The organism is Lysobacter sp. SCRH-1R (assembly GCF_057747855.1).
The window spans coordinates 3,548,257-3,569,025 of record NZ_CM173227.1 but is presented as its reverse complement, the minus strand read 5'-3'; the positions used below and the strand labels follow the sequence as shown (position 1 = coordinate 3,569,025).

Sequence of the window (20,769 nt, the reverse complement as noted above, 5' to 3'; positions counted from 1 at the left end):
AATCCCGGATCTTCAGCCGATCACAAACAGCGGCTGGTCGAACTCGATCGGCTGGCCGTTCTCGACCATCACCTTGAGCACGGTGCCGGCGACGTCGGCCTCGATCGGGTTGAACATCTTCATCGCTTCGATGATGCCCAGCGTGTCGCCGGCCTTGACCGCCTGGCCCACGGTCACGAACGCCGGCTTGTCCGGCGAGGGCGAGGCGTAGAAGGTGCCGACCATCGGCGCGCGGACGATGTGGCCCGGCGGCAGGTCGGCGGCGGGCTTCGGCGCGCCGCCGCTGGCGGCCTCGGTCGGGCCGTGCATCGGCATGACCGGCGCCGGCGCGGCGGCGGCGGCCATCATCGGGGCGGCGGCGACGGTCACGCCCTTGGGCGTGCGGGCCAGGCGGACCGACTCCTCGCCCTCCTTGATCTCGATCTCGGCGAGATTGGATTCCTCGAGCAGGTCGATCAGCTTCTTGATTTTGCGCAGGTCCATGTTCGGGCCTCGGTTGTTCGGGATTGGAGATTCGGGATCCGGGATTCGGGGTCGGTGAGCCGCTTTCGCGAATCCCTAATCCCCAATCCCCGACCCCGGCTGTAAACGCGCCAGCGCGGCGTCGAGTGCGTATCGGTAACTGTCCGCGCCGAAGCCGCACACCACGCCCACCGCCAGGTCACTGAAGTAGCTGGTGTGCCGGAACGGTTCGCGGCGGTGCGGGTTGGACAGGTGGACTTCGATGAAGGGCAGGGCCACGGCCGCCAGCGCGTCGCGGATGGCGACGCTGGTGTGGGTGAAGGCGGCGGGGTTGATCAGGATGAAGGCGGTGCCGTCGGTGCGCGCGGCCTGGATGCGGTCGACCAGCACGTGCTCGGCGTTGGACTGCAGGCTCTCGAACGCGTGGCCGGCGGCTTCGGTGCGCTCGCGCAGCGAGGCGTCGATGTCGGCGAGCGTGGTGCGGCCGTAGACCTCCGGCTCGCGCGTGCCGAGCAGGTTGAGGTTGGGGCCGTGCAGGAGCAGCAGCTTCGCCATGAGGGGCTGAAAAACTCGCATCGAACAGGTCGAAGGCCGGCAGTGTGCGCCATGCCCGGAAGGGTGTCCAGACGTTCGCTACCGTATCGGCGAAGTTCGCGGAATTTAATCAGTTGTTTGAGTGGTCGCTCTAATCCGCGACCCAGTTATCGATTTCGCCGTGCTGGAAGGGGCCGATCTTCTGCTTGATCAGGCGCCCGTCAGCGGAAATCAGCGCCGTATACGGCAGGACGCCCTTGGGATTGCCCAACTGCACGCCGGCATCGCGCGGCCCGGCTTCGTCCAACAGGATTGGATAGCGCACCGGAACGCGCCTTAGGAAGTCGGTCACGGCCGCGGGATCGTCCAGCGCGATGCCGACCACTTGCGTGCCGTTAGCGCCCTGGGTGGCGGCGAAACGGTCGAGCTCGGGCATTTCCTCGATGCACGGCCCGCACCAGCTCGCCCACAGGTTCACCAGGACCGGCCGTCCGGCATAGGCCGCGGGAAGTTCGACCGTCGCGCCGTCCAGCGCGGGCAGGCGGAGCGCCGGCACGGGCTCGCCACGGCGGGCGACCTTCAGGTCGGCCGGCGGCTTCGGCGCGCTCGCCTCCATCGCCGATTGCAGCGCGCGCTGGCCGACTTCGGTGCGCAGCAGCGGGCCCGGGCCGTTCACGACCAGGCCGGCGGCGACGCCCAGCGCGCCGGCGATCGCAGCGACGAGCAGGATCTTCGCCGTCGGGCCCATCAGCGACGCACCCGGTTCGCGCGTTCGACGAAGTTCTCCGCGTCCTCGAAGCCGAACAGCCGCAGTTCGCGGCGCTCGGCGCCGTCGACGTACCACAGCGTGGCCGGCGGACCGATGATGCCCAGGCGCTTCATCAGCGCCTGGTCGGCCTCGTCGTTCGCGGTGACGTCGGCCTTGAGCAGCACGAAATCGCCCAGCGCGCGGTGCACGGAAGGCTCGGGGAAGGTGTACTTCTCCATTTCCTTGCAGGCCACGCACCAGTCGGCATAGAAGTCGAGCATCAGCGGCTTGCCGGCGGCCTTCGCGGCGGCGATCTCGCGGTCGAGGTCGGCGGTCGACTTGATCTTGCGGAACGGCAGTTCGGCTTCCTGCACGCCGCCCGCGAGCGCGGCGAGCGGCTTGAGCGGATCGCGGCTGCCGGCCATCGCGCCGACCAGCTGCGCCGCACCGAACAGGCCGAGTACCAGCGCCGCCGTCCAGCCCATGATCCGTGCGCCGTCGCGCCGCGACTGGCGCACGCCGACGCCGAGCGTCGCGGCGGCGGCGAGCAGCAGCACGCCCCACAGCGCCAGCGTGGCCGGCGCCGGCAGGATGCGCGACACCATCCACACCGCCAGCCCGAGGAACACGAAGCCGAACGCGCGCTGCACCGCGACCATCCACGGGCCGCTGGTCGGCAGCCCCTTGCCCGCGGCCACGCCGAACACCAGCAGCGGCACGCCCATGCCCATCGCGAGCAGGAACAGCGCCGCGCCGCCGAACACCGGATCCTGGGTCTGGCTGATGTAGAGCACGCCGCCGGCGAGCGGCGGGGCCACGCACGGGCCGACGATCAGCGCCGACAGTGCGCCCATCGCCGCCACGCCGAACATGGAGCCGCCGCGCTGGCGGTCGCTCATCGCGCCCAGCTTCGCGCGCAACGCCGCCGGCAATTGCAGTTCGTACAGGCCGAAGCTCGACAGCGCGAGCACCACGAACAGCACCGCGAAGGCGACGATCACCCACGGCGTCTGGAAGGCCACCTGCAGGTTCGCGCCGACGAGCCCCGCGACGACGCCGGCGGCGGTGAATACCAGCGCGCTGGAAAGCACGTACACGAACGAGAGCAGCAGTGCGCGGCCGGCGCTGAGGTTCGGTCCCTGTCCGGCGATCAGGCCGGAGAGGATCGGGATCATCGGCAGCACGCACGGCGTGAACGCCAGCAGCAGGCCGAAGCCGAAGAAGCTCGCGAGCACCCACCAGCGGTTCGGGCCGGAGAGCGCGGCGGCGAGGCGGGTGTCTTCGGCCTGGTCGGCGTTGTTCGCGTTGCCGGCGATCGGAGCAACGTCATCCCCGCCCGACGCTCCCCTCGAAGGCGAGGTCATCGGCTGCGGCTGGGTTGCTGTCGTCTCCAGCGCGCCCGTTCGGCTCGAGGGCACGACGCTTTGCTCCCTCCCCTTCAAGTGGAGGGGCGAGGTGGGGATGGTGTCCGTCGCAGTCGCGGAATCCACCGGCCGCACGCTCTTCGGCAACGCCACGACCACCGTGCGCGTCATCGGCGGATAGCAGATCCCGTCCGTCTGGCAGCCCTGGAAGCCGGCGGTCAGGCGCACCGTCGCGGCGTCGGCCGTGCGTCGCCGCACCGGCACCGGTACGTCGATCTGGTCGAAATAGACCGTGACGTCGCCGAAGTGCTCGTCGCGATGCGCCACGCCTTTGGGCCAGCGCGGCGCGCCGAGCGCGAAGCCGGCCTTCGTCGAGGCGGCATCGAGTTTCAGTGTCGTCTTGTCGCGATAGAGGTAATAGCCGTTCGCGGGGGTGAAGCGCAGCAGCAGCGTGTTGCCGTCGCCGGCGATCGCCTCGAAGCCGAACGCCTGCTCCGGCGGCAGCGGCAACGCGTCGGCGCCGGCGTTCTGGCCGAGCAGTCCGCCGCCCAGCGGCGCACCGCCGCGCGGCCCGAAGTTCACCAGCGGCTTCGCATCGCCGCGCGCCGTCGCGCCCTGCGGCAGGGCGATGGTCAGGCTGCGCGTCTGCGGCGGGTAGCAGATGCCCGCGTCGGCGCAGCCCTGGTATTTGATCTTCAGCGTCACCTGGCGCGCGCTGGCCTGGCCGGGGAGCACGGCGGTGAGCGCCTGGCGGTAGGTTTCGACCCGTCCGAAGAACTCGTCCTCGTGCGCGTCGCCCCTGGGCAGCTGCAGCGGCTGTGCGGCGAAGCTGGCGTCGGCCTGCACGGCGATGCGGTGGCGATAGAGGTAGTAGCCGTCGGCGATGCGCCAGCGGATCTCGATGCGGTCCGGCGACGGCGCTTCGGCCCGCAGCGCGAAGGCGTCGTCCACCGGCAGCAGGTCGTCGGGGTCGATGGCCGCGGCGGCGGGCATCGCGGCGAACGCGAGCGCGAGCGGAAGCAGGAGGGACAGCAGGCGCGCGGCGCGCGTTCGGATCGGATCAGTCATCGTCACGTGTCTGTTCGGCCACCCAGTGCAGGTAGGCGGCGAGGCCGCCGACGGCTTCGACCGCGAGCGCCTCGGGCAGTTCATAGGGATGCAGCGCCTTGAGGCGCTCGACCAGCGCGTCCTGGCGGTCGGCGGTGGTCTTGATCAGCAGCAGCACTTCCTCGCCGCGTTCGACCGCGCCCTGCCAGCGGTACACCGAGCGGATGCCCGGCAGCACGTTCACGCACGCGGCCAGGCGCTCGTCGACCAGCGCGGTGGCGAGGGTGTCGGCGGTCCGGGCGTCGGGGCAGGTGCTGAGCACCAGCCGCACGCGTGGGTCGGCGGGCGTGGGCATGAGGGGCGCCAGTGTAGGGCCTGCCCGCCGCCATCGCCCGTGCCGGACCGGCCCACAACGTTCCACGGCGGGCTTGCGCGGGCCTCCCCAGGATGGCGTAGGCTGCCGGCGCCGGCGTCCCCCGAGCCGGCCGAGGAGGTCCGATGTCCCCCCACTCGCTCCTTGCGTCGGCCGCGCTGGCGCTGGTGCTGTCCAGCCAGGCCGCCGCGCAGACCGGCGACGCCCACGGCATCCACGTGCGCGCCGCCTGCGTGCAGGCGGCGCCGACGCCGCGCCTGCTCCTGGACCTGAGTTGCGAGAACGCCATGGACTGCTGGAGCGATCCGGCGAACCTGCGCGTGATCGACGTGGAGACCGGCGAGCCGCTGGTGTCGTCCGGCCATGACCTGGTCTACATCGACGCCAAGGGCGCGCCCCAGGCCGAACCGCCGATGCAGGGCACGATCCGCGCGGTGTGGACCGCCGTGCTCGCCGCGCCACTGACGGCCGGGCGGCTGCAACTCGTGCAGGGCGACGAGACCGCGACCGCCGCCTTCGCTCCCGCCGCCGATTGCGCGGCGCTGCCGCCCGCGGCGATCCGGCGCATGGCCGGCGGCTGAGCCCTTACGCGCCCGCCGCCTTCGCCGCGGTGCGCGGACGGCCGGTGCGCAGCTCGGCCAGTTGTTCGACCACTTCCACCAGCGGCGCCTTGGAACGCGTCGGCGCCGCGCGGAACGCGGTGAGCAGCCGCAGCTCCAGCGGGTCCTCCACCAGCATCGCGTCGGCCGCCGCGACCGAATCGAGCGCCGTGTCGGCCGACAGGCTCATGTTGCCGCGCCCGGTCGCCAGCCATTCGAACTGCACCCCGGTGACCAGCGCGATCTCGCGCAAATGAGCCACGCTGGGGAACTTGCCGCGCGTCGCTTCCCAATGGCCGACGGCGCTTCGCTGCACGCCCACTTTCGACCCCAGCGCGGCCTGCGAAAGGCCGGCGTGGCGACGGGCAAGACGGATGCGCTGCTGGGGCGTCATGTTGGCTACCGATGGTCACAAGGTGAACGACATACACACCAAGCTGTGCGCTGACGGTAGCGTCGTCGCCACGAGGAGCACGCTCGGATCGCAGATTCTGCCAAAGAATGCGCCAAGGCGGCTACCGCTGGTCAGCAGGCTGGGCCACCTCGCCTCTGGCTCGAACGCGACGAACTGCACACCATTCACGTGCGCCGTGTCAGGCGTCGGTTCGGAGCACGTGCGCAGGGATGGCGCCGGGCCAGGACGGCAACTCCGATACCAAAGGGCGCGTTCCACGGGACGCGCTCTTTCTTTTTGGGCGCGTCGAACCCGGCGCGATTGCCGGGTTCGCCCGCATCCCGCGTTTGCGCCGGAAGCCTCGCGATATGCGTCAATGCATCGCGCAGGCCTTGAAAGGTTCCGCCGCCACCCCATCTCCCCCGCATCCCGGTTCGCCGGGTTCTGTTTGCCCGCGACCTTGGCACTCGTCGTGGGCGACTGCTAAAATTCCGTCACTTTTTCCGTTGTATCAACCACTTACGAACTCTTCGGAGGTTTCAGTCGCCATGAATATCAAGCCGCTCTACGACCGCGTGGTCATCAAGCGCATGGAAGAAGAAAAGATGTCCGCCGGCGGCATCGTGATTCCGGACTCGGCCACCGAGAAGCCGATCAAGGGCGAAGTCGTCGCCGTGGGCGAGGGCAAGGTGTTCGACAACGGCAACGTGCGCGCCCCGAAGGTCAAGGCCGGCGACAAGGTGCTGTTCGGCAAGTACAGCGGCACCGAAGTGAAGCTCGACGGCACCGAATACCTGGTGGTGAAGGAAGACGACATCTTCGCCGTGCTCGGCTGAAACCGTGATTCGTGATTCGGGATTGGTGATTCGAAAGAGCGCCACGCGCTGACGAATCCCTACCGCATCACGAAGCCCACGGTTGTCGCTTTCACGAATCACAATTCACGAATCACGAATCCCGGAGTTAAGAACCATGGCAGCCAAGGAAATCCGTTTCGGTGAGGACGCGCGCGTCAAGATGGTGCGCGGCGTCAACATCCTCGCCAATGCCGTCAAGGCAACCCTCGGCCCGAAGGGCCGCAACGTCGTGCTCGAGAAGAGCTTCGGCGCCCCGACCATCACCAAGGACGGCGTGTCCGTCGCGAAGGAAATCGAGCTTGCCGACAAGTTCGAGAACATGGGCGCGCAGATGGTGAAGGAAGTCGCTTCCAAGACCTCCGACAACGCCGGTGACGGCACCACCACCGCCACCGTGCTGGCGCAGGCGCTGATCCGCGAAGGCATGAAGGCCGTCGCCGCCGGCATGAACCCGATGGACCTCAAGCGCGGCATCGACAAGGCCGTGACCGAGGCCGTCGGCGAGCTGAAGAAGATCAGCAAGCCGTCCTCGACCTCGAAGGAAATCGCCCAGGTCGGCGCGATCTCGGCCAACAGCGACACCAACATCGGCGACCTCATCGCGCAGGCGATGGACAAGGTCGGCAAGGAAGGCGTGATCACCGTCGAAGACGGCTCGGGCCTCGAGAACGAACTCGACGTCGTCGAGGGCATGCAGTTCGACCGCGGCTACCTGTCGCCGTACTTCATCAACAACCAGCAGTCGATGCAGGCCGAACTGGACGATCCGTTCATCCTGCTGCACGACAAGAAGATCTCCAACGTCCGCGACCTGCTGCCGGTGCTGGAAGGCGTCGCGAAGGCCGGCAAGCCGCTGCTGATCATCGCCGAGGAAGTCGAAGGCGAAGCGCTGGCGACGCTGGTCGTCAACACCATCCGCGGCATCGTGAAGGTCTGCGCCGTGAAGGCCCCGGGCTTCGGCGACCGTCGCAAGGCGATGCTGGAAGACATGGCTATCCTGACCGGCGGCACCGTGATCTCCGAGGAAGTCGGCCTGCAGCTGGACAAGGCCACCATCAAGGACCTCGGCCGCGCGAAGAAGGTGCAGGTCTCCAAGGAGAACACCACCATCATCGACGGCGCCGGCGAAGCCTCGGGCATCGAAGGCCGCATCAAGCAGATCAAGGCGCAGATCGAGGAGACCTCCTCCGACTACGACCGCGAGAAGCTGCAGGAGCGCGTGGCGAAGCTGGCCGGCGGCGTGGCCGTCATCAAGGTCGGCGCCGCGACCGAAGTCGAGATGAAGGAAAAGAAGGCCCGCGTCGAAGACGCGCTGCACGCCACCCGCGCTGCCGTGGAAGAAGGCATCGTCCCGGGCGGCGGCGTCGCGCTGCTGCGCGCCAAGGCCGCCATCTCGGGCCTGAAGGGCGCCAACGAAGACCAGAACCACGGCATCCAGATCGCGCTGCGTGCGATGGAAGCGCCGCTGCGCGAGATCGTGACCAACGCCGGCGAAGAGCCCTCGGTCATCCTCAACAAGGTCATCGAAGGCAAGGGCGCGTTCGGCTACAACGCGGCCAATGGCGAGTTCGGCGACATGCTCGAGTTCGGCATCCTGGACCCGACCAAGGTCACCCGCACCGCGCTGCAGAACGCCGCGTCGATCGCCGGTCTGATGATCACGACCGAAGCGATGGTCGCCGAGCTGCCGAAGAAGGACGAGCCGGCGATGCCGGGCGCCGGCGGCATGGGCGGCATGGGCGGCATGGACTTCTAAGTCCGGCTCCCCGTCACAAGCTGTACGAAGAACCCCGCAGCGATGCGGGGTTCTTTTTTGCCTCTTTTCCCGATCCTGTGCGGGGAGGCCGCAAGCTGAACAGGGCGGCGGCCGGACGCCCATTGGATCGCTATTTGAACCGCTGAGTTCTATTTTGCAGTGCAGCGTGCAAAGCACCTAACGGTTCCTTCACGATCAACGCGCATCCCGACGTGGGGGAGGGAGCAGGCCCGCAACCGGTTCGACCGGGGCGGGCTTTTTATTTGCCCGCTCGTCGGAAGGTGCAGTGCGGCACGCGCGCCGGTGCGACAGCCGACGAGTGGAACGCGCATGACAGAATCGGCGCGATGACTTCCCCCGCGTCCGCTTCGACCCCCACCCGCTTCGAACCGCTCCTCGCCCGCGCCTTCGCGCGACTGCGCGCGGCGGTGCCCGATCGGGGCGAACTCCTGTCCGACCCGCACGCGATCGCCCGGCTCGAACGCGTGGCGATCGCCAGCGACTTCGCCATAGACACGCTCGTCCGGCAGCCGGAGCTGCTCGAAGCCCTGATCGACGACGATGGCGCCCGGCCGCCCGCGGAGCCCGTGCTCGACGCCGACAACCGGAGCGACTGGCCCGCGCTGCTGCGCCGTTACCGCGCGGCGGGCTCCACGCGCCTGATCTGGCGCGACGTGCTCGGCCTGGACGACGTGGACGCCACGCTCGCCGGCAGCACGCATCTGGCCGAACGCTGCCTGCAGATGGCGCTCGACGCCACCGAAGGCGAGTTCGCGCAGCGCCACGGCGTGGTGCGCGATCGCGATGGCAACGCCCTGCGGCTGGTCGTGTTCGGCCTGGGCAAGCTCGGCGGCGGCGAACTCAACTTCAGTTCCGACGTGGACTTGGTCTACACCTACGAGCACGACGGCAGCAGCGACGGCGCGCGTCCGCTCGAAGCCGAGCACTACTTCGCCCGCCTGGGGCAGCAACTCGCCAAGCTGCTGGACGAACCCACCGTCGACGGCTTCTGCCATCGCGTAGACCTGCGCCTGCGCCCCTACGGCAACGCCGGCCGCGTGGCGTGGTCGTTCAATGCGATGGAGCAGTACTTCCAGCGCGAAGGCCGCGACTGGGAGCGCTACGCCTGGCAGAAGGCGCGCCCCGTCGCCGGCGATGCGCAGGCGGGGGAGCGCTTCCTCGACAGCCTGCGTCCGTTCGTCTATCGCCGTTACCTGGATTTCGGCGCGCTCGACGGCCTGCGGGGCATGAAGGCGGCGATCACCGCCGAAGTCGCGCGCAAGGAACTGGCCGACGACATCAAGCGCGGGCCGGGCGGCATTCGCGAAATCGAATTCCTCGTGCAGGCGTTGCAGCTGATCTACGGCGGTCGCGAGCCGAACCTGCGCGATCGCCGGCTCCTGCCGTCGCTGCGTGCGCTGGTCGAGGCTCGGCAGATGTCCGCCGATGCGGGCGATCTGCTCGCGCAGGCGTACCGCTTCCTGCGTCGCCTGGAAAACCGCCTGCAGATGCTGCGCGATGCGCAGACCCATGCGCTGCCCGAACGCGAGGACGACCGCGACCGCATCGCCTTCGCGCTTGGTTTCGACGACTGGCCCGCGCTGCGCGACGCGCTGGATGCGCAGCGTGGGCGCGTCACCGCGGAGTTCGAGGCGCTGCTCGCGCCGCGCCGACGCAGGAACGCCCCCGACGCACTGACCACGTACTGGCGCGCGCTGCCCGAGGGCGGCGACAGCGAAGCGCTCGCCGACGCCGGCTTCATCGAAGCGGGCAACGCGGATGGCCCGCTGCGCGATTTCGCGCGCAGTCCCGGTGTGCGCGGCCTGTCCGACAACGCGCGTGCGCGGCTCGATCGCGTGATGCCGGCGCTGCTGCAGGCCGCCGCCGCGTCGAGCGAACCGATGCTCGCGCTGCGACGCCTGCTCGCGCTGTTGCACAACGTGCTGCGTCGCAGTGCGTACCTCGCGCTGCTGGACGAACAGCCGGTCGCGCTCGCGCGGCTGGTCGAAGTCGTCACGCACAGCGCGCTGTTGGCCGAACGGCTCGCGTCGTATCCGCTGCTGCTGGACGAGCTGCTCGACGCGCGCGTGGCCGGTCCGCTGCCCGGTCGCGACGAACTGCACGCCGCGTGCGCGGAGGTCGCGCGCGACGCGGACGACGATGCCGAAGCCGTGTTGCAGGCCTTGAACGAAGTCCGCCAGGCGCTCAGCTTCCGCATCGCCATGGCGTTGCGCGACGGCCGATTGTCGGCGGTGGACGGCGCGCGGCAGCTCGCGTGGCTCGCCGATGGCGTGGTGATGCGCGTGCTGCGCCTGGCGGAACACGAGGTCGCCGACGCGCACGGTCGCGTACCCGGCGCGCGTTTCGCCGTGATCGGCTACGGCAGTCTCGGCGGCGAGGAACTCGGTTTCGGCTCCGATCTCGATCTGGTCTTCATCTACGACGCCCCCGGCGGCGAGCACGCGCATTCCGAGGGCGCGCGTCCGCTCGAAGCCACGCGCTGGTTCGCGCGCGTCGCGCAGAAGGTCGTCGCGCTGCTCGGCGCGGTCACCGGCGCGGGACGGTTGTACGACGTCGACGTGCGGCTCCGTCCCGACGGCGCGAAAGGGCTGCTCGTGTCGAGCCTGGCGAGTTACCGCGACTACCAGCGCGATCGCGCCTGGACGTGGGAACACCAGGCGCTGGTGCGTGCGCGTTTCGTCGCCGGCGACGAATCGCTCGGCGCCGACGTCGAGGACGTGCGGCGCCAGACGCTGTCGCGCGAACGCGACACGCAGCGCGTGTGCGAGGACGTGGTGTCGATGCGCCGTCGCATGCGTGCGGAACTCGATCGCAGCGACGCGTCCGCATTCGACCTGAAGCAGGGCGAAGGCGGCCTGGTGGATCTGGAATTCCTGCTGCAGTACGCCGTGCTCGCGCATTCGTCGCAGCACGCGCAGTGGCTCGCCTCACGCAACACGCGAGAACTCATCGGGGTCATCGGCGAAAGCGGATGGCTCGGCGCCGACGAGATCGACGCGCTGACGCAGGCCCACGGCAGGCTCGTCGATGCCGGTTTGGCGTGCACGCTCGACCGCCGCCCGCGGCGATTGCCGATCGACGACGGCATCGCAAGCGCGCGCGAAGCGATCATCGCCGCGACGCATGCGCATGGGCTGGTGTTCGACGGCTGAGGCGTGCGACGACGTCGTTACTTCGCGTCGCGACCGATCGATAGGCGCGTCGCCACTTCCGCCGCCACGCGCGCCGTCTCGCGCAGCGGCTTCACGGCGAACGGTTCCAGCGTCTCGTCCAACGCGCGCACGCGACTGCTTTGCAGCACCGACTCGACGAACCGTCGTGGCCGGCCTTCGATCTGCTCGTGTCCCGCGACGAACACCGGCACCCACGTCGCGCAGGCTTCGGACAGCATGTTGACCGAGTCGGCAGTGCAGACGATGCGGTCGGCCCAGGCGAGCAGGCCGGCGTAGGGGTTCGGGCCGTCGGCGCCGTCTGTCCAGATCAGGCCGGGGACGCCGCGCAGACGATCGCGCAAGGACGAGCCCACGTGCGCCGGCGTGCGGCGCGAGGTGGTCGCGAGCACGCTGCCGCCTTCCTCGCGTGCGATGCGTTCGACGCGTTCCAGCAGCGTTTCGTAGGTGTCGCCGTCGAACCGCGCGTGCGCGCTGGCGCCGCCGATGAGCAAGGCGGTGCGCGGGCCGGGCAGGGCGCCGAGCTCGGGGAACGCGTGGCGGCCGGCCGCGAGCCACAGGTCGTCCACCGGATGCAGGCTGCCGACCAGCGTGACAACGTTGTCGCCGCGAAGGCCGTCGTGTTCGGGCGCGATGACCAGGTCCCAGTGGCGCGTGTCGATTCTGGGATCGAGGATCTGCACCGCACGTGCGCCGCGCGATCGCAACAGCCGCGTCGCCAGCGCGGACTGGCGACCGCAGCCGATGGCGAGCGACGGCGGCGTCCGCATCGCCCGCTCGAAGGTCGGGCCGAACGCATTCGACGAACCGGGCACGGCGCGCGGCGCGAACCAGCGCCAGGGCGTGCGCGGCGCCAGCGTCCAGGCGCGGAACGGCTCGCCCAGCGCGGCGGCCAGCGCCTGCGCCTGCCGCACGTTGCCGGCGTGGCCGTCGGTCAGGGTCCAGGTCGCGGGGCCGCGTGAAGTCGCGGCTGCGGTACGGCGTTGATCGGTCCTCGTTCGTTGCACGTTTGTGATTAATCCGTTCCGGATCAGTCGGCTGTTGCGAACGTGTCAGACTCTACACTCTCGAACCTTCGATCGCGGCATCGGCGCGATCTTTCCTGGAGTACACGATGTCGCAAGCCACCGCCCCGCTGCCCGAGTCCGCGCTGGACCAGCTCTTCCGCACCGCCCGCACGCACAACGAACTCACGGGCGAGGTCAGCGACGAGACCCTGCGCCAGCTCTACGACCTGGCCAAGTGGGGCCCGACCAGCGCCAACATGTCGCCGCTGCGGCTGGTGTTCGTGAAGTCGAAGGAAGCCAAGGCCAAGCTCGGCCCCGCGCTGGACGAAGGCAACCATGCCAAGACCATGGCCGCGCCGGTCACGGCGATCGTCGCCTACGACCTCTCGTTCTACGAGAAGCTGCCGTACCTGTTCCCGCACACCGACGCGCGCGGCTGGTTCGACGGGAAACCCGAGGCCGACCTCGCCACCATCGCGCTGCGCAACGGCAGCCTGCAGGGCGCCTACGTGCTGATGGCCGCGCGTGCGCTGGGCCTGGACACCGGCCCGATGTCGGGCTTCAACAACGCGCTGGTCGATGAAACCTTCTTCGCCGGCACGAAGATCAAGTCGAATTTCCTGATCAACCTTGGCCATGGCGACACGGCCAGGCTGTTCCCCCGCTCGCCGCGACTGTCCTTCGACGAGGCGGCGCGGATCCTGTAATCCCGCAGTACCCGTTCGTCCGACACCCACACCGGAGCCCTCCATGTTCAAGCGCATCGCCCTGACCGCGGCTTTGATCGCCGCCAGCACCGCGGCCTTCGCCGCGCCCGTCACCTACAAGATCGACCCGAACCACACCGACGTGGTCGCCAGCTGGAGCCACTTCGGCTTCTCCAACCCGGTCGCGCATTTCGGCCAGGTCGACGGCAGCATCACCTACGATCCGACCAACGTCGGCACCTCGAAGGTCGAAGTGACGATCCCGCTGGCGGGCCTGGATTCGCACGTGGAGAAGTTCGACGAGCACCTGCGCAGCGCCGATTTCTTCGACGCCGAGAAGTTCCCGAACATCACCTTCAAGAGCACCAAGGTCGAAGCCGCCGGCGACAAGAAGCTGCGCGTGTTCGGCGATCTGACCATCAAGGGCGTGACCAGGCCGGTGGTGCTCGACACCACGATCAACAAGATCGGCGAGCAGCCGATGGCCAAGCGCGCCGCGGCGGGTTTCGACGCGACCACGACGATCAAGCGCAGCGACTTCGGCGTGGACAAGTACGCGCCGAACGTGAGCGACAACGTGACGATCCGCATCACGACCGAAGCGGTTGTGGCGGCGAAGTAAGACGGTTTGTGCTTTGAGCCCCTCTCCCTGCGGGAGAGGGGTTGGGGTGAGGGGCGTGACGTGCGATGCGGTGATGCGCCGACGGCTTGCGCCGATGACACGGCCCAATGCACGACGCCCCGAACCTCGCATCCATCGAACGCAGCCCGTCATCGACACGCGCGCCACCGGGCGCGAAAAGTGTCCCTCGCAGGAAAGCGAGCGGAAGCACGGCCCGAAAGGGCAAAATGGGCTCCAGCTTTCGCTGGAATGACGAAAACAACGATGATCGTCCACCGCCCCGCCAACTCCCGTGGCCATTCCACCGCAGAGGGCCGCGAAGGCCGCCACGCCTTTTCCTTCGGCGGCTACTACGACCCCGAGTGGATGGGCTTTGGCCCGTTGCGCGTGCTCAACGAGGATCGCCTCGAAGCCGGCGCCGGTTTCGACACCGCGCGGCACGCGAACATGGAACTGCTGGCGTTCGTCGTCGAAGGCGAACTCGCGCACGAGGACGCGATCGGCGGCAGCGGCACCGTTCGCGCCGGGGAACTGCAATGGCTCAGCGGCGGCCACGGCGTGCAGCACGCCGAACGCAACGCGTCCGCGTCCGGACCGCTGCACCTGTGGCAGATGTGGATCCAGCCTTCGCGCCTGAACCACGCGCCCGCCTACGCCCGGCGTGCGGCCGTGCCGGCGGATGCACGGGGCTGGACGCTGCTCGCCTCGGGCGACGGTGCCGACGGCAGCCTGGCGATCCGGCAGGACGCGCGGGTGCTGCAGGTGCGGCTCGATCGCGGCGAGACGGCCGAGTTCGAGCTGGATCTTTCCCGGCTGTACTGGGTGCAGGTCGTGTCGGGCCGGGTGACGGTCAACGAGGACACGCCGCTCGCGGCCGGCGACGCGCTGGGCCTGCGCGGCGAGGCCGGCACGCTGCGCCTCCAGGGCGGCGGCGACGGACGCGCGCTGGTGCTGCTGTTCGACCTGCCCGAATAACCGCCGTGCGGCGGCGGTCTTCGCGCCGGGGCTGGTAAACTTGCGGCCCCGCGTCGCCACACCGTCCGATCATGACCGCAGCCAACGCCCATCCGACCCAGGCCAACGCCCAGCAGCGCTACGTCGTGCACCGCGCCGACCTGCCGCTGAGCTGTCCGCTGCCCTCGATGGCGCTGTGGAATTCGCATCCGCGCGTGTACCTGCCGATCGAAGCCGAAGGCGGGGAGTCGCAGTGCCCGTACTGCGGCGCGCATTTCGTGCTGGAAGACTGATCCCCGCCCGACGCCGGTGCCGCGAACACCCGCCGCGGAGCCGCGCATGCGCCGGCTGACCGTCGTCCAGCTGCTCCCGGCCCTCGAATCGGGCGGCGTCGAACGTTCCACCCTCGAGATCGCCCAGGCGCTGGTCGACGCCGGCCATCGCGCCATCGTCGTGTCGAAAGGCGGGCGGCTGGTGCCGCGCCTGACCGCGCTCGGCGCCGAGCACATCGCGCTCGACATCGGCCGCAAGTCGCTGCTGACCTTCCGCCACGTATTCGCGTTGCGCGCGCTCATCGGGCGCGAGCGCGTGGACCTCGTGCATGCGCGTTCGCGCCTGCCCGCATGGGTCGGCGAATTCGCCCTGCGGGGCCTGCCGGCTTCGAAGCGTCCGCGCTGGGTGACGACCGTGCACGGGCTCAATTCGCCGTCGCGCTACAGCGCGGTGATGACGCGCGGCGAACGCGTGATCTGCGTGTCCGGCACCGTGCGCGAATTCGTGTTGCGCCATTACCCCAGGGTCGATGCGGCGAAGCTGCGGGTGATCCCGCGCGGCATCGATCCACGCACGTTTCCGCGCGCGGCTTGTCCCGATCACGAAGCGCGTGCCTGGGCCGCGTCGCTCCACCCCGCGCTGGGCGGCGACGGGCCGCTGTTGCTGTTGCCAGGTCGCGGCACGCGCCTGAAAGGACATGCGGACGCGCTCGCGCTGCTATCGCGGCTGCGCACGGACGGAATCGACGCGCGCCTCTGGCTCCCCGGCGCGCGCGAGGCCGGGCGCGAGGCGTACATCGCCGAACTCGAACGCGAAGCGGCGACGCTCGGCATCGCCGAGGCGGTCGCCTTCACCGCGCCGACCGATGCGATCGCGCGCGCCTATGCGGCCAGCGACGTGGTGCTGCAGCTTTCGCGCAAGCCCGAGGCGTTCGGGCGCACGGTGCTGGAAGCCTGGTCGGTCGGGCGTCCGGTGCTCGGCTGGGCGCACGGGGGTGTCGGCGAACTGCTGGCGAAGTGGCAACCCGGCTGTGCGGTGGCACCGTTCGACCTCGACGCACTGCGCCGCGGCGGCTACGAACTTCTTACGCATCCGCCTGCGCCGCCGGCTACGATTCCGCATTCATTGCGTGCGATGCAGGAGGCCACGCTTGCCGTCTACGCCGAGCTCATCGATGAACCCCGCTGACGCCACTTCGGCCGGGCCGCGCGTGCGCGGCTGGCGCTGGGCGCCGGCGTGGATCCTGGCGTATGTCGCGCTGTGGCCGGCACCGGGCTATGCGGAAGGCGTGCTGGTCCTCGGCGCGCTGGTGGCGATCGTCCATCTGGCGCTGTCGCGGTTCCGTGGCGGCGAGCAACTGCTGAGCAACCCCGCATGGGCGCTCACCAGCGTGCTGTTCTTCGCCTACTGGACGCCGGAACTGGTGTCGGCGATCGACGCGATCGACCCCGCGCGCGCATTGCGCGAAGCGGCGGTGGACCTGCGCTACCTGCCGTTCCTGTGGCTGGTCGCCTCGGCGGTGGCCGATCCGCGCGGACGGCGCATCACCTTCGGCGGACTGGCGATCATCGTCGGCATCTGGACGCTGGACGCGCTGGTGCAGGCGGCCACCGGCACGAGCCCGCTGTTCTCCGGCATCGACGGCATCAAGATCGCCATCAGCGGCCACGGCATGTGCACGCCGCAGGAAGTCGCCGGCGTGGACCGCCTAAGCGGCGTGCTGGGTCCGTGCAACCTCAAGCTCGGGCCGGTGCTGGCGAGCCTGTCGCCGTTCCTGCTGTTCGCCTGCGGACGGCGCATGGGCACGGTCGGCTGGCTGCTTGCCGCCGCCGCGGTGGGCGTGGTGATGGTGCTGGCCGGTTCGCGCGCGTCGTGGATCACCTATGCGCTCGCGCTGGTGCTGTCGGGTTGGCGGCTGGTGGGCTGGAAGAAGCTGATCGGCGTGTTCGCGATCGGCGCCATCGCGGTCGGCACGCTCTCCATCACATCGCCGCAGGTGCGCGAACGCATCGCGCGCACGGCGCATGCGGTGTCCGCCGACGTGGAAGGCGTGGACAGCGCGCTGTCCGGACGCGCGCGCATCTGGAGCGCGGCGTTGTGCATGGTGCGCGAGCATCCGATCAACGGCGTCGGCGCGCGCGGCTTCCGCGAGGCGTTCCCGGCCTGCGATCCCGAGCCCGGAGCGCTCGCCGTGTGGGGCACGGGCCCGGCGCTGCACGCGCACCAGATCGTGCTGGAAGTGCTCAGCGAAACCGGCGCGTTCGGCATGCTGATGTGGCTGGCGGGCCTCGCGCTGGCGTGGCGCGCATGGCGCTTCGCCGACGAGCAGGCCCGCGAACGCGCGCGTCCGGCGATGTGGGCGCTGGCGGTGACGCTGTTCCCGCTCAACACGCACCTGGCGTTCTATTCGACCTTCTGGGGCGGCCTCACGCTGCTGCTCGCCGCGCTGTACGCGGGCAGCCTGCTCGCGCGCGAATAGCCTTCAGCGCTTGCCGTAGGGCGAGGTCATGCCGGGCGGCCGGCGCTTGAAGCGGCGGTGGATCCACAGGTACTGGGTCGGCGCCTCGCGCACCATCGCTTCGATCGCCGCATTGACGCGGGTGGAATCGACGGCGGCGTCGCTCGACGGGAAATCCTCCAGCGGCGCGCCGATGCGCAGCACGTAGTCGGCGCCCTCGCGGCGATGGAAGAACGGCACCACCGCGCAGCCGCTCAGCCGCGAGAACTGGTGCGTGGCGGTGATCGTCGCCGCCGGCACGCCGAAGAACGGCGCGAACACCGTGTCCTTGCCGCGCATGTCCTGGTCCGGCGCGTACCAGAGGAAACCGCCCTGCTTGAGGTGGCGGATCGCCGCGCGGACTTCGTCGTTGGTGAACATCGCCTTCGCGTAGCGCAGGCGACCGCGCTTGACCGCCCATTCCATCACCGGACTGCGGTGGCGCCGGTACATGCCGGCCAGCGGCAGGTGGTCGCACATCAGGCGACCGCACATCTCCAGCGTCATGAAGTGGCCCGACACCATCAGCACGCCGCGGCCCTGCGCGCGGATGCCGTCCAGCAGTTCCAGCCCTTCGATGCGCACGGTGCGGCGCATCGGCGTGGCCGAGCCCCACCAGGCGCGCGCGAACTCGAAGAAGCCGATGCCCAGGTCGCGGAAGCTTTCGCGCAGCAGGCGTTCGCGCTGCTCCGCCGGCATCTCGGGGAAGCACAGCTCCAGGTTGATCCGTGCCGCCTTGCGACGCGAGGTGCCGATGCGCAACGCGATCGCGCCGATGATCCTGCCCAGTCCCCGCTGCAACGACCACGGCAAACGCGCGCCCAGGCACATCACGCCGAGCGCGAGCCACATCGGCCAGTGACGCGGACCGAGTGGCGGCGGGGGCGGGGACGTGGGGGATTCGACTGCCTTGGGCATCCGGCGATTCTACGGGGCCGATGCCCGCATGCAGTAGACGCGGTCGTGCGTCGACGATCGATGCGATGTTCTTCGCCCGGCCGTCACCGGCTTCGTTATCCTTATGCCGATGCCGACGGACTCCATCGAGCGCCTCCTGCGCGGCCTGTATTCGGTCGCCCTGTATCTGTTGGCGCCCATCACGGTCTACCACCTGATCTGGCGCGGGCTGCGCCAGCCGGCGTATTTCCTGCGCTGGCAGGAGCGTTACGCGTTCTACGGCGATGCCGCGCCGATGCGCACGCTGTGGGTGCATGCGGTGTCGGTGGGCGAGGTGAACGCCGCCGTTCCGCTGGTCAACGCGCTGCGTCGCGCGCGGCCGGACCTGCGCCTGCTGGTCACCACGATCACCCCGACCGGCTCCGAGCGCGTGCAGGCGCTGTGGGGCGATGCGGTCGAACACGTCTACCTTCCCTACGACCTGCCCGGTGCGGTGGGGCGGTTCCTCGCGCATTACCGTCCGCATGCGGCGCTGATCATGGAAACCGAGCTGTGGCCGAGCCTGTTGTTCGGCTGCCGCGATGCGGGCATCCCGGCGGTGATCCTCAACGCGCGGTTGTCGGAGCGTTCGCTGCGCGGCTACCGCGTGCTCGCGCCGCTGGTCGCGCGCGCGCTGCGCACGGTGCGCACCGTCGCCGCGCAGTCGCGTGCCGACGGCGAGCGCTTCGTGCGCCTGGGCGCGAGCCCGGAGCAGGTGGCGGTCGTTGGCAATCTCAAGTTCGACGTCGCCGTGCCCGAGGACCTCGCCGGCTTCGCCGGCCTGTGCCGCGCGCGGTGCGGCGGCCGTCCGGTGTGGATCGCCGCGAGCACGCACGAGGATGAGGAACCGGCGGTGATAGCCATCCATCGCCAGTTGCGCGCGCGCTTCCCCGACCTGCTGCTGCTGTGGGCGCCGCGCCATCCCGAACGCTTCCGTCCCGTCGCGGAGTTCGCGCGAACCGCGGGCTGGTCCGTGTCCACGCGCTCCCGCCAGCAGTGGCCGCAGGCCGACGATGCGGTCTTCGTCATCGACACGCTGGGCGAATTGATGAGCTTCTACGCCTGCGCCGACGTCGCCTTCGTTGGCGGCAGCCTGCAGGCGATCGGCGGGCACAACCTGCTCGAACCCGCGGCGACCGGCACCGCCATCGTCACCGGCCCGCACCTGCACAACTTCGTCGAGATCGCGCAGCGCCTGGAGGACGCCGGCGCACTGTGCGTCGCGCCGGACGCGGAGCACGTCGAGCGCGCGCTGGCCGAACTGCTGGGCAATCCACAGCGTCGGCAACGCATGACCGAGGCCGGTCGCGCGCTGGTGGAAACCGGTCGCGGGGCGCTCGCCCGCACGATCGAACTGCTCGCGCCGCTGCTTCCGCCGGCGACCTGAGTCCGCGGCTTCTTCCGATTCCTCCGATGGTGCGGGCCCGCGTGCGCCGGCACACTTCACGGCCCGTCAACGCCCGGTGATGCATCTGGCGACGGAGATCACCTGAAGGAGCAAGTGACGTGGGCCAGTCCTCCGGAAAGCACCTGCCGCATGGCATCGCGTCACTGGCGACGTCGGCGATCGCAATCGCGGCGACCTTCGCACTGTCTGCCTGCGCGACGAAGCCGGCGACGCAGACGGAGGCCCCATCGATGCTTCCGGCCGCGACGGCGCCTTCGATCGCCGAAGCCGTGCCGGAAATCCGCCCGGGGATACTGGCGGGCTATCTCGGGCGCGACCTGCCCAACAGCCTGAAACTGCTGCCCGCGCCGCCGGAGGAAGGTTCGCCGGCCTTCAAGCAGGACCAGGCGGTCAGCCGCGCGTCGCAGAAGCTGCGCGGCACCGCGCGCGACACGCTGGCGACCTTCGATGCGGATCTGGGCTTCCCGCACGTTGCGGGCGCTTTCTCGTGCGCGCTCGGGGTGCCGGTGTCGCAGCAGGGTTCGCCGCGGCTCTATCAACTGCTCCGCCGCACGGCGACCGACGCGGGGCTCGCCACGTATGCGGCGAAGGACCACTACAAGCGCACGCGGCCCTTCGTCTTCTACAAGGAAGGCACGTGCGCGCCGAAGGACGAGGCGGCGCTGCGCAACGATGGTTCGTATCCGTCCGGACATACCTCGATCGGCTGGATGTGGGCGCTGGTGCTGACGCAGATCGCGCCCGACCGCACCGACGCATTGCTTGCGCGCGGACGCGCATTCGGCGAGAGCCGCCTGGTGTGCAACGCGCACTGGCAGAGCGATGTCCTGGCCGGGCGCACGATCGCCTCCGGCACGTTCGCGAAGCTGCAGTCCAACGCCACCTTCCAGGCCGATGTCGCCGCCGCGACGCAGGAAGTGCAGTCGATGCGCGCCGCAGGACAGGCGCCTTCGGAAGATTGCGGCGCCGAAGCGGCGGCGCTGGGCATTCCGATCGACGGGCTGCTTTAAGACTTACACCACGCTACGTCCATCACTGGG

At 69.7% G+C, this 20,769-nt stretch carries 20 protein-coding genes; 12 read left to right on the top strand and 8 right to left on the bottom strand.

The features are described from left to right. Positions 1-12: 12 nt before the first annotated feature. The 5 genes from accB to cutA all read right to left on the bottom strand — a co-directional run bounded on the left by accB (position 13) and on the right by cutA (position 4,510). Positions 13-483 (bottom strand): acetyl-CoA carboxylase biotin carboxyl carrier protein, encoded by a 471-nt coding sequence (accB, locus tag AC3ANK_RS16305; RefSeq protein WP_206862197.1) that lies wholly within the window; start codon positions 481-483, stop codon positions 13-15. A 75-nt stretch (positions 484-558) separates the two neighbouring features. Further along, entirely contained in the window at positions 559-1,017 is a 459-nt protein-coding gene (gene aroQ / locus AC3ANK_RS16300; protein ID WP_206862196.1) for a type II 3-dehydroquinate dehydratase, read from the bottom strand. Positions 1,018-1,147: 130 nt separating this feature from the next. Then, entirely contained in the window at positions 1,148-1,744 is a 597-nt protein-coding gene (locus AC3ANK_RS16295; RefSeq protein ID WP_206862195.1) for a TlpA family protein disulfide reductase, read from the bottom strand. Beyond that, complete coding sequence (locus AC3ANK_RS16290; RefSeq protein ID WP_206862194.1) at positions 1,744-4,176, bottom strand: protein-disulfide reductase DsbD; 2,433 nt, start codon at positions 4,174-4,176, stop codon at positions 1,744-1,746. The genes AC3ANK_RS16295 and AC3ANK_RS16290 overlap by 1 nt, the downstream gene beginning before the upstream one ends. Continuing rightward, positions 4,169-4,510: a divalent-cation tolerance protein CutA gene (cutA, locus tag AC3ANK_RS16285; protein WP_206862193.1), complete on the bottom strand. Its 342-nt coding sequence runs from the start codon at positions 4,508-4,510 to the stop codon at positions 4,169-4,171. Before cutA ends, AC3ANK_RS16290 begins: the two co-directional genes overlap by 8 nt. 143 nt (positions 4,511-4,653) lie before the next feature. On the opposite strand from cutA, the gene AC3ANK_RS16280 reads away from it, so the two are divergent. Next, a complete protein-coding gene (locus tag AC3ANK_RS16280) occupies positions 4,654-5,109 on the top strand; it encodes a hypothetical protein (protein WP_206862192.1) in 456 nt (151 codons plus the stop codon). A gap of 4 nt (positions 5,110-5,113) precedes the next feature. Here AC3ANK_RS16280 and AC3ANK_RS16275 read toward each other — a convergent pair whose 3' ends face one another. Beyond that, positions 5,114-5,521, bottom strand: a complete 408-nt coding sequence (locus tag AC3ANK_RS16275) for a helix-turn-helix domain-containing protein (protein WP_206862191.1) — start codon at positions 5,519-5,521, stop codon at positions 5,114-5,116. A gap of 548 nt (positions 5,522-6,069) precedes the next feature. Between AC3ANK_RS16275 and groES the strand changes: the two genes are divergently transcribed. The 3 genes from groES to glnE all read left to right on the top strand — a co-directional run bounded on the left by groES (position 6,070) and on the right by glnE (position 11,307). Beyond that, on the top strand, positions 6,070-6,357 hold the full coding sequence (groES, locus tag AC3ANK_RS16270) for a co-chaperone GroES (protein ID WP_206862190.1): 288 nt from the start codon (positions 6,070-6,072) through the stop codon (positions 6,355-6,357). 136 nt (positions 6,358-6,493) lie between these two features. Next, a complete protein-coding gene (groL, locus tag AC3ANK_RS16265) occupies positions 6,494-8,134 on the top strand; it encodes a chaperonin GroEL (protein WP_206862189.1) in 1,641 nt (546 codons plus the stop codon). 347 nt (positions 8,135-8,481) lie between these two features. Beyond that, complete coding sequence (gene glnE / locus AC3ANK_RS16260) at positions 8,482-11,307, top strand: bifunctional [glutamate--ammonia ligase]-adenylyl-L-tyrosine phosphorylase/[glutamate--ammonia-ligase] adenylyltransferase (protein WP_484171531.1); 2,826 nt, start codon at positions 8,482-8,484, stop codon at positions 11,305-11,307. Between the two features lie 17 nt (positions 11,308-11,324). Here the strand turns inward: glnE and AC3ANK_RS16255 are convergent, their stop codons facing one another. Next, positions 11,325-12,332: an ELM1/GtrOC1 family putative glycosyltransferase gene (locus AC3ANK_RS16255; RefSeq protein WP_206862187.1), complete on the bottom strand. Its 1,008-nt coding sequence runs from the start codon at positions 12,330-12,332 to the stop codon at positions 11,325-11,327. Between the two features lie 107 nt (positions 12,333-12,439). Here AC3ANK_RS16255 and AC3ANK_RS16250 point away from each other — a divergent pair, with 107 nt between their 5' ends. From AC3ANK_RS16250 to AC3ANK_RS16225, 6 genes are all read left to right on the top strand, one after another. Beyond that, on the top strand, positions 12,440-13,039 hold the full coding sequence (locus AC3ANK_RS16250; protein WP_206862186.1) for a malonic semialdehyde reductase: 600 nt from the start codon (positions 12,440-12,442) through the stop codon (positions 13,037-13,039). A gap of 43 nt (positions 13,040-13,082) precedes the next feature. Next, positions 13,083-13,661 (top strand): YceI family protein, encoded by a 579-nt coding sequence (locus AC3ANK_RS16245; RefSeq protein ID WP_242525297.1) that lies wholly within the window; start codon positions 13,083-13,085, stop codon positions 13,659-13,661. 264 nt (positions 13,662-13,925) lie between these two features. Beyond that, on the top strand, positions 13,926-14,636 hold the full coding sequence (locus AC3ANK_RS16240) for a pirin family protein (protein ID WP_206862184.1): 711 nt from the start codon (positions 13,926-13,928) through the stop codon (positions 14,634-14,636). A gap of 71 nt (positions 14,637-14,707) precedes the next feature. Next, entirely contained in the window at positions 14,708-14,908 is a 201-nt protein-coding gene (locus AC3ANK_RS16235; protein ID WP_206862183.1) for a zinc-finger domain-containing protein, read from the top strand. Positions 14,909-14,954: 46 nt separating this feature from the next. Next, positions 14,955-16,076, top strand: a complete 1,122-nt coding sequence (locus tag AC3ANK_RS16230; protein WP_206862182.1) for a glycosyltransferase — start codon at positions 14,955-14,957, stop codon at positions 16,074-16,076. Further along, positions 16,063-17,367, top strand: a complete 1,305-nt coding sequence (locus tag AC3ANK_RS16225; RefSeq protein WP_206862181.1) for an O-antigen ligase family protein — start codon at positions 16,063-16,065, stop codon at positions 17,365-17,367. Before AC3ANK_RS16230 ends, AC3ANK_RS16225 begins: the two co-directional genes overlap by 14 nt. Positions 17,368-17,370: 3 nt before the next feature. On the opposite strand, the gene lpxL is transcribed toward AC3ANK_RS16225, so the two are convergent. Further along, complete coding sequence (lpxL, locus tag AC3ANK_RS16220; RefSeq protein WP_206862180.1) at positions 17,371-18,303, bottom strand: LpxL/LpxP family Kdo(2)-lipid IV(A) lauroyl/palmitoleoyl acyltransferase; 933 nt, start codon at positions 18,301-18,303, stop codon at positions 17,371-17,373. A 109-nt stretch (positions 18,304-18,412) separates the two neighbouring features. Between lpxL and waaA the strand changes: the two genes are divergently transcribed. After that, on the top strand, positions 18,413-19,708 hold the full coding sequence (waaA, locus tag AC3ANK_RS16215; protein ID WP_206862431.1) for a lipid IV(A) 3-deoxy-D-manno-octulosonic acid transferase: 1,296 nt from the start codon (positions 18,413-18,415) through the stop codon (positions 19,706-19,708). A 119-nt stretch (positions 19,709-19,827) separates the two neighbouring features. Then, positions 19,828-20,739, top strand: coding sequence for an acid phosphatase (locus tag AC3ANK_RS16210; protein WP_320415213.1), 912 nt, complete (start codon positions 19,828-19,830; stop codon positions 20,737-20,739). The last annotated feature ends 30 nt before the right edge of the window (positions 20,740-20,769 follow it).

What these genes read in the sequence shown, in the direction of transcription:
- accB (WP_206862197.1), bottom strand. Translation starts at nt 483, where the DNA reads ATGGACCTGCGCAAAATCAAGAAGCTGATCGACCTGCTCGAGGAATCC.
- aroQ (WP_206862196.1), bottom strand. Translation starts at nt 1,017, where the DNA reads ATGGCGAAGCTGCTGCTCCTGCACGGCCCCAACCTCAACCTGCTCGGC.
- AC3ANK_RS16295 (WP_206862195.1), bottom strand. Translation starts at nt 1,744, where the DNA reads ATGGGCCCGACGGCGAAGATCCTGCTCGTCGCTGCGATCGCCGGCGCG.
- AC3ANK_RS16290 (WP_206862194.1), bottom strand. Translation starts at nt 4,176, where the DNA reads ATGACTGATCCGATCCGAACGCGCGCCGCGCGCCTGCTGTCCCTCCTG.
- cutA (WP_206862193.1), bottom strand. Translation starts at nt 4,510, where the DNA reads ATGCCCACGCCCGCCGACCCACGCGTGCGGCTGGTGCTCAGCACCTGC.
- AC3ANK_RS16280 (WP_206862192.1), top strand. Translation starts at nt 4,654, where the DNA reads ATGTCCCCCCACTCGCTCCTTGCGTCGGCCGCGCTGGCGCTGGTGCTG.
- AC3ANK_RS16275 (WP_206862191.1), bottom strand. Translation starts at nt 5,521, where the DNA reads ATGACGCCCCAGCAGCGCATCCGTCTTGCCCGTCGCCACGCCGGCCTT.
- groES (WP_206862190.1), top strand. Translation starts at nt 6,070, where the DNA reads ATGAATATCAAGCCGCTCTACGACCGCGTGGTCATCAAGCGCATGGAA.
- groL (WP_206862189.1), top strand. Translation starts at nt 6,494, where the DNA reads ATGGCAGCCAAGGAAATCCGTTTCGGTGAGGACGCGCGCGTCAAGATG.
- glnE (WP_484171531.1), top strand. Translation starts at nt 8,482, where the DNA reads ATGACTTCCCCCGCGTCCGCTTCGACCCCCACCCGCTTCGAACCGCTC.
- AC3ANK_RS16250 (WP_206862186.1), top strand. Translation starts at nt 12,440, where the DNA reads ATGTCGCAAGCCACCGCCCCGCTGCCCGAGTCCGCGCTGGACCAGCTC.
- AC3ANK_RS16245 (WP_242525297.1), top strand. Translation starts at nt 13,083, where the DNA reads ATGTTCAAGCGCATCGCCCTGACCGCGGCTTTGATCGCCGCCAGCACC.
- AC3ANK_RS16240 (WP_206862184.1), top strand. Translation starts at nt 13,926, where the DNA reads ATGATCGTCCACCGCCCCGCCAACTCCCGTGGCCATTCCACCGCAGAG.
- AC3ANK_RS16235 (WP_206862183.1), top strand. Translation starts at nt 14,708, where the DNA reads ATGACCGCAGCCAACGCCCATCCGACCCAGGCCAACGCCCAGCAGCGC.
- AC3ANK_RS16230 (WP_206862182.1), top strand. Translation starts at nt 14,955, where the DNA reads ATGCGCCGGCTGACCGTCGTCCAGCTGCTCCCGGCCCTCGAATCGGGC.
- AC3ANK_RS16225 (WP_206862181.1), top strand. Translation starts at nt 16,063, where the DNA reads ATGAACCCCGCTGACGCCACTTCGGCCGGGCCGCGCGTGCGCGGCTGG.
- lpxL (WP_206862180.1), bottom strand. Translation starts at nt 18,303, where the DNA reads ATGCCCAAGGCAGTCGAATCCCCCACGTCCCCGCCCCCGCCGCCACTC.
- waaA (WP_206862431.1), top strand. Translation starts at nt 18,413, where the DNA reads ATGCCGACGGACTCCATCGAGCGCCTCCTGCGCGGCCTGTATTCGGTC.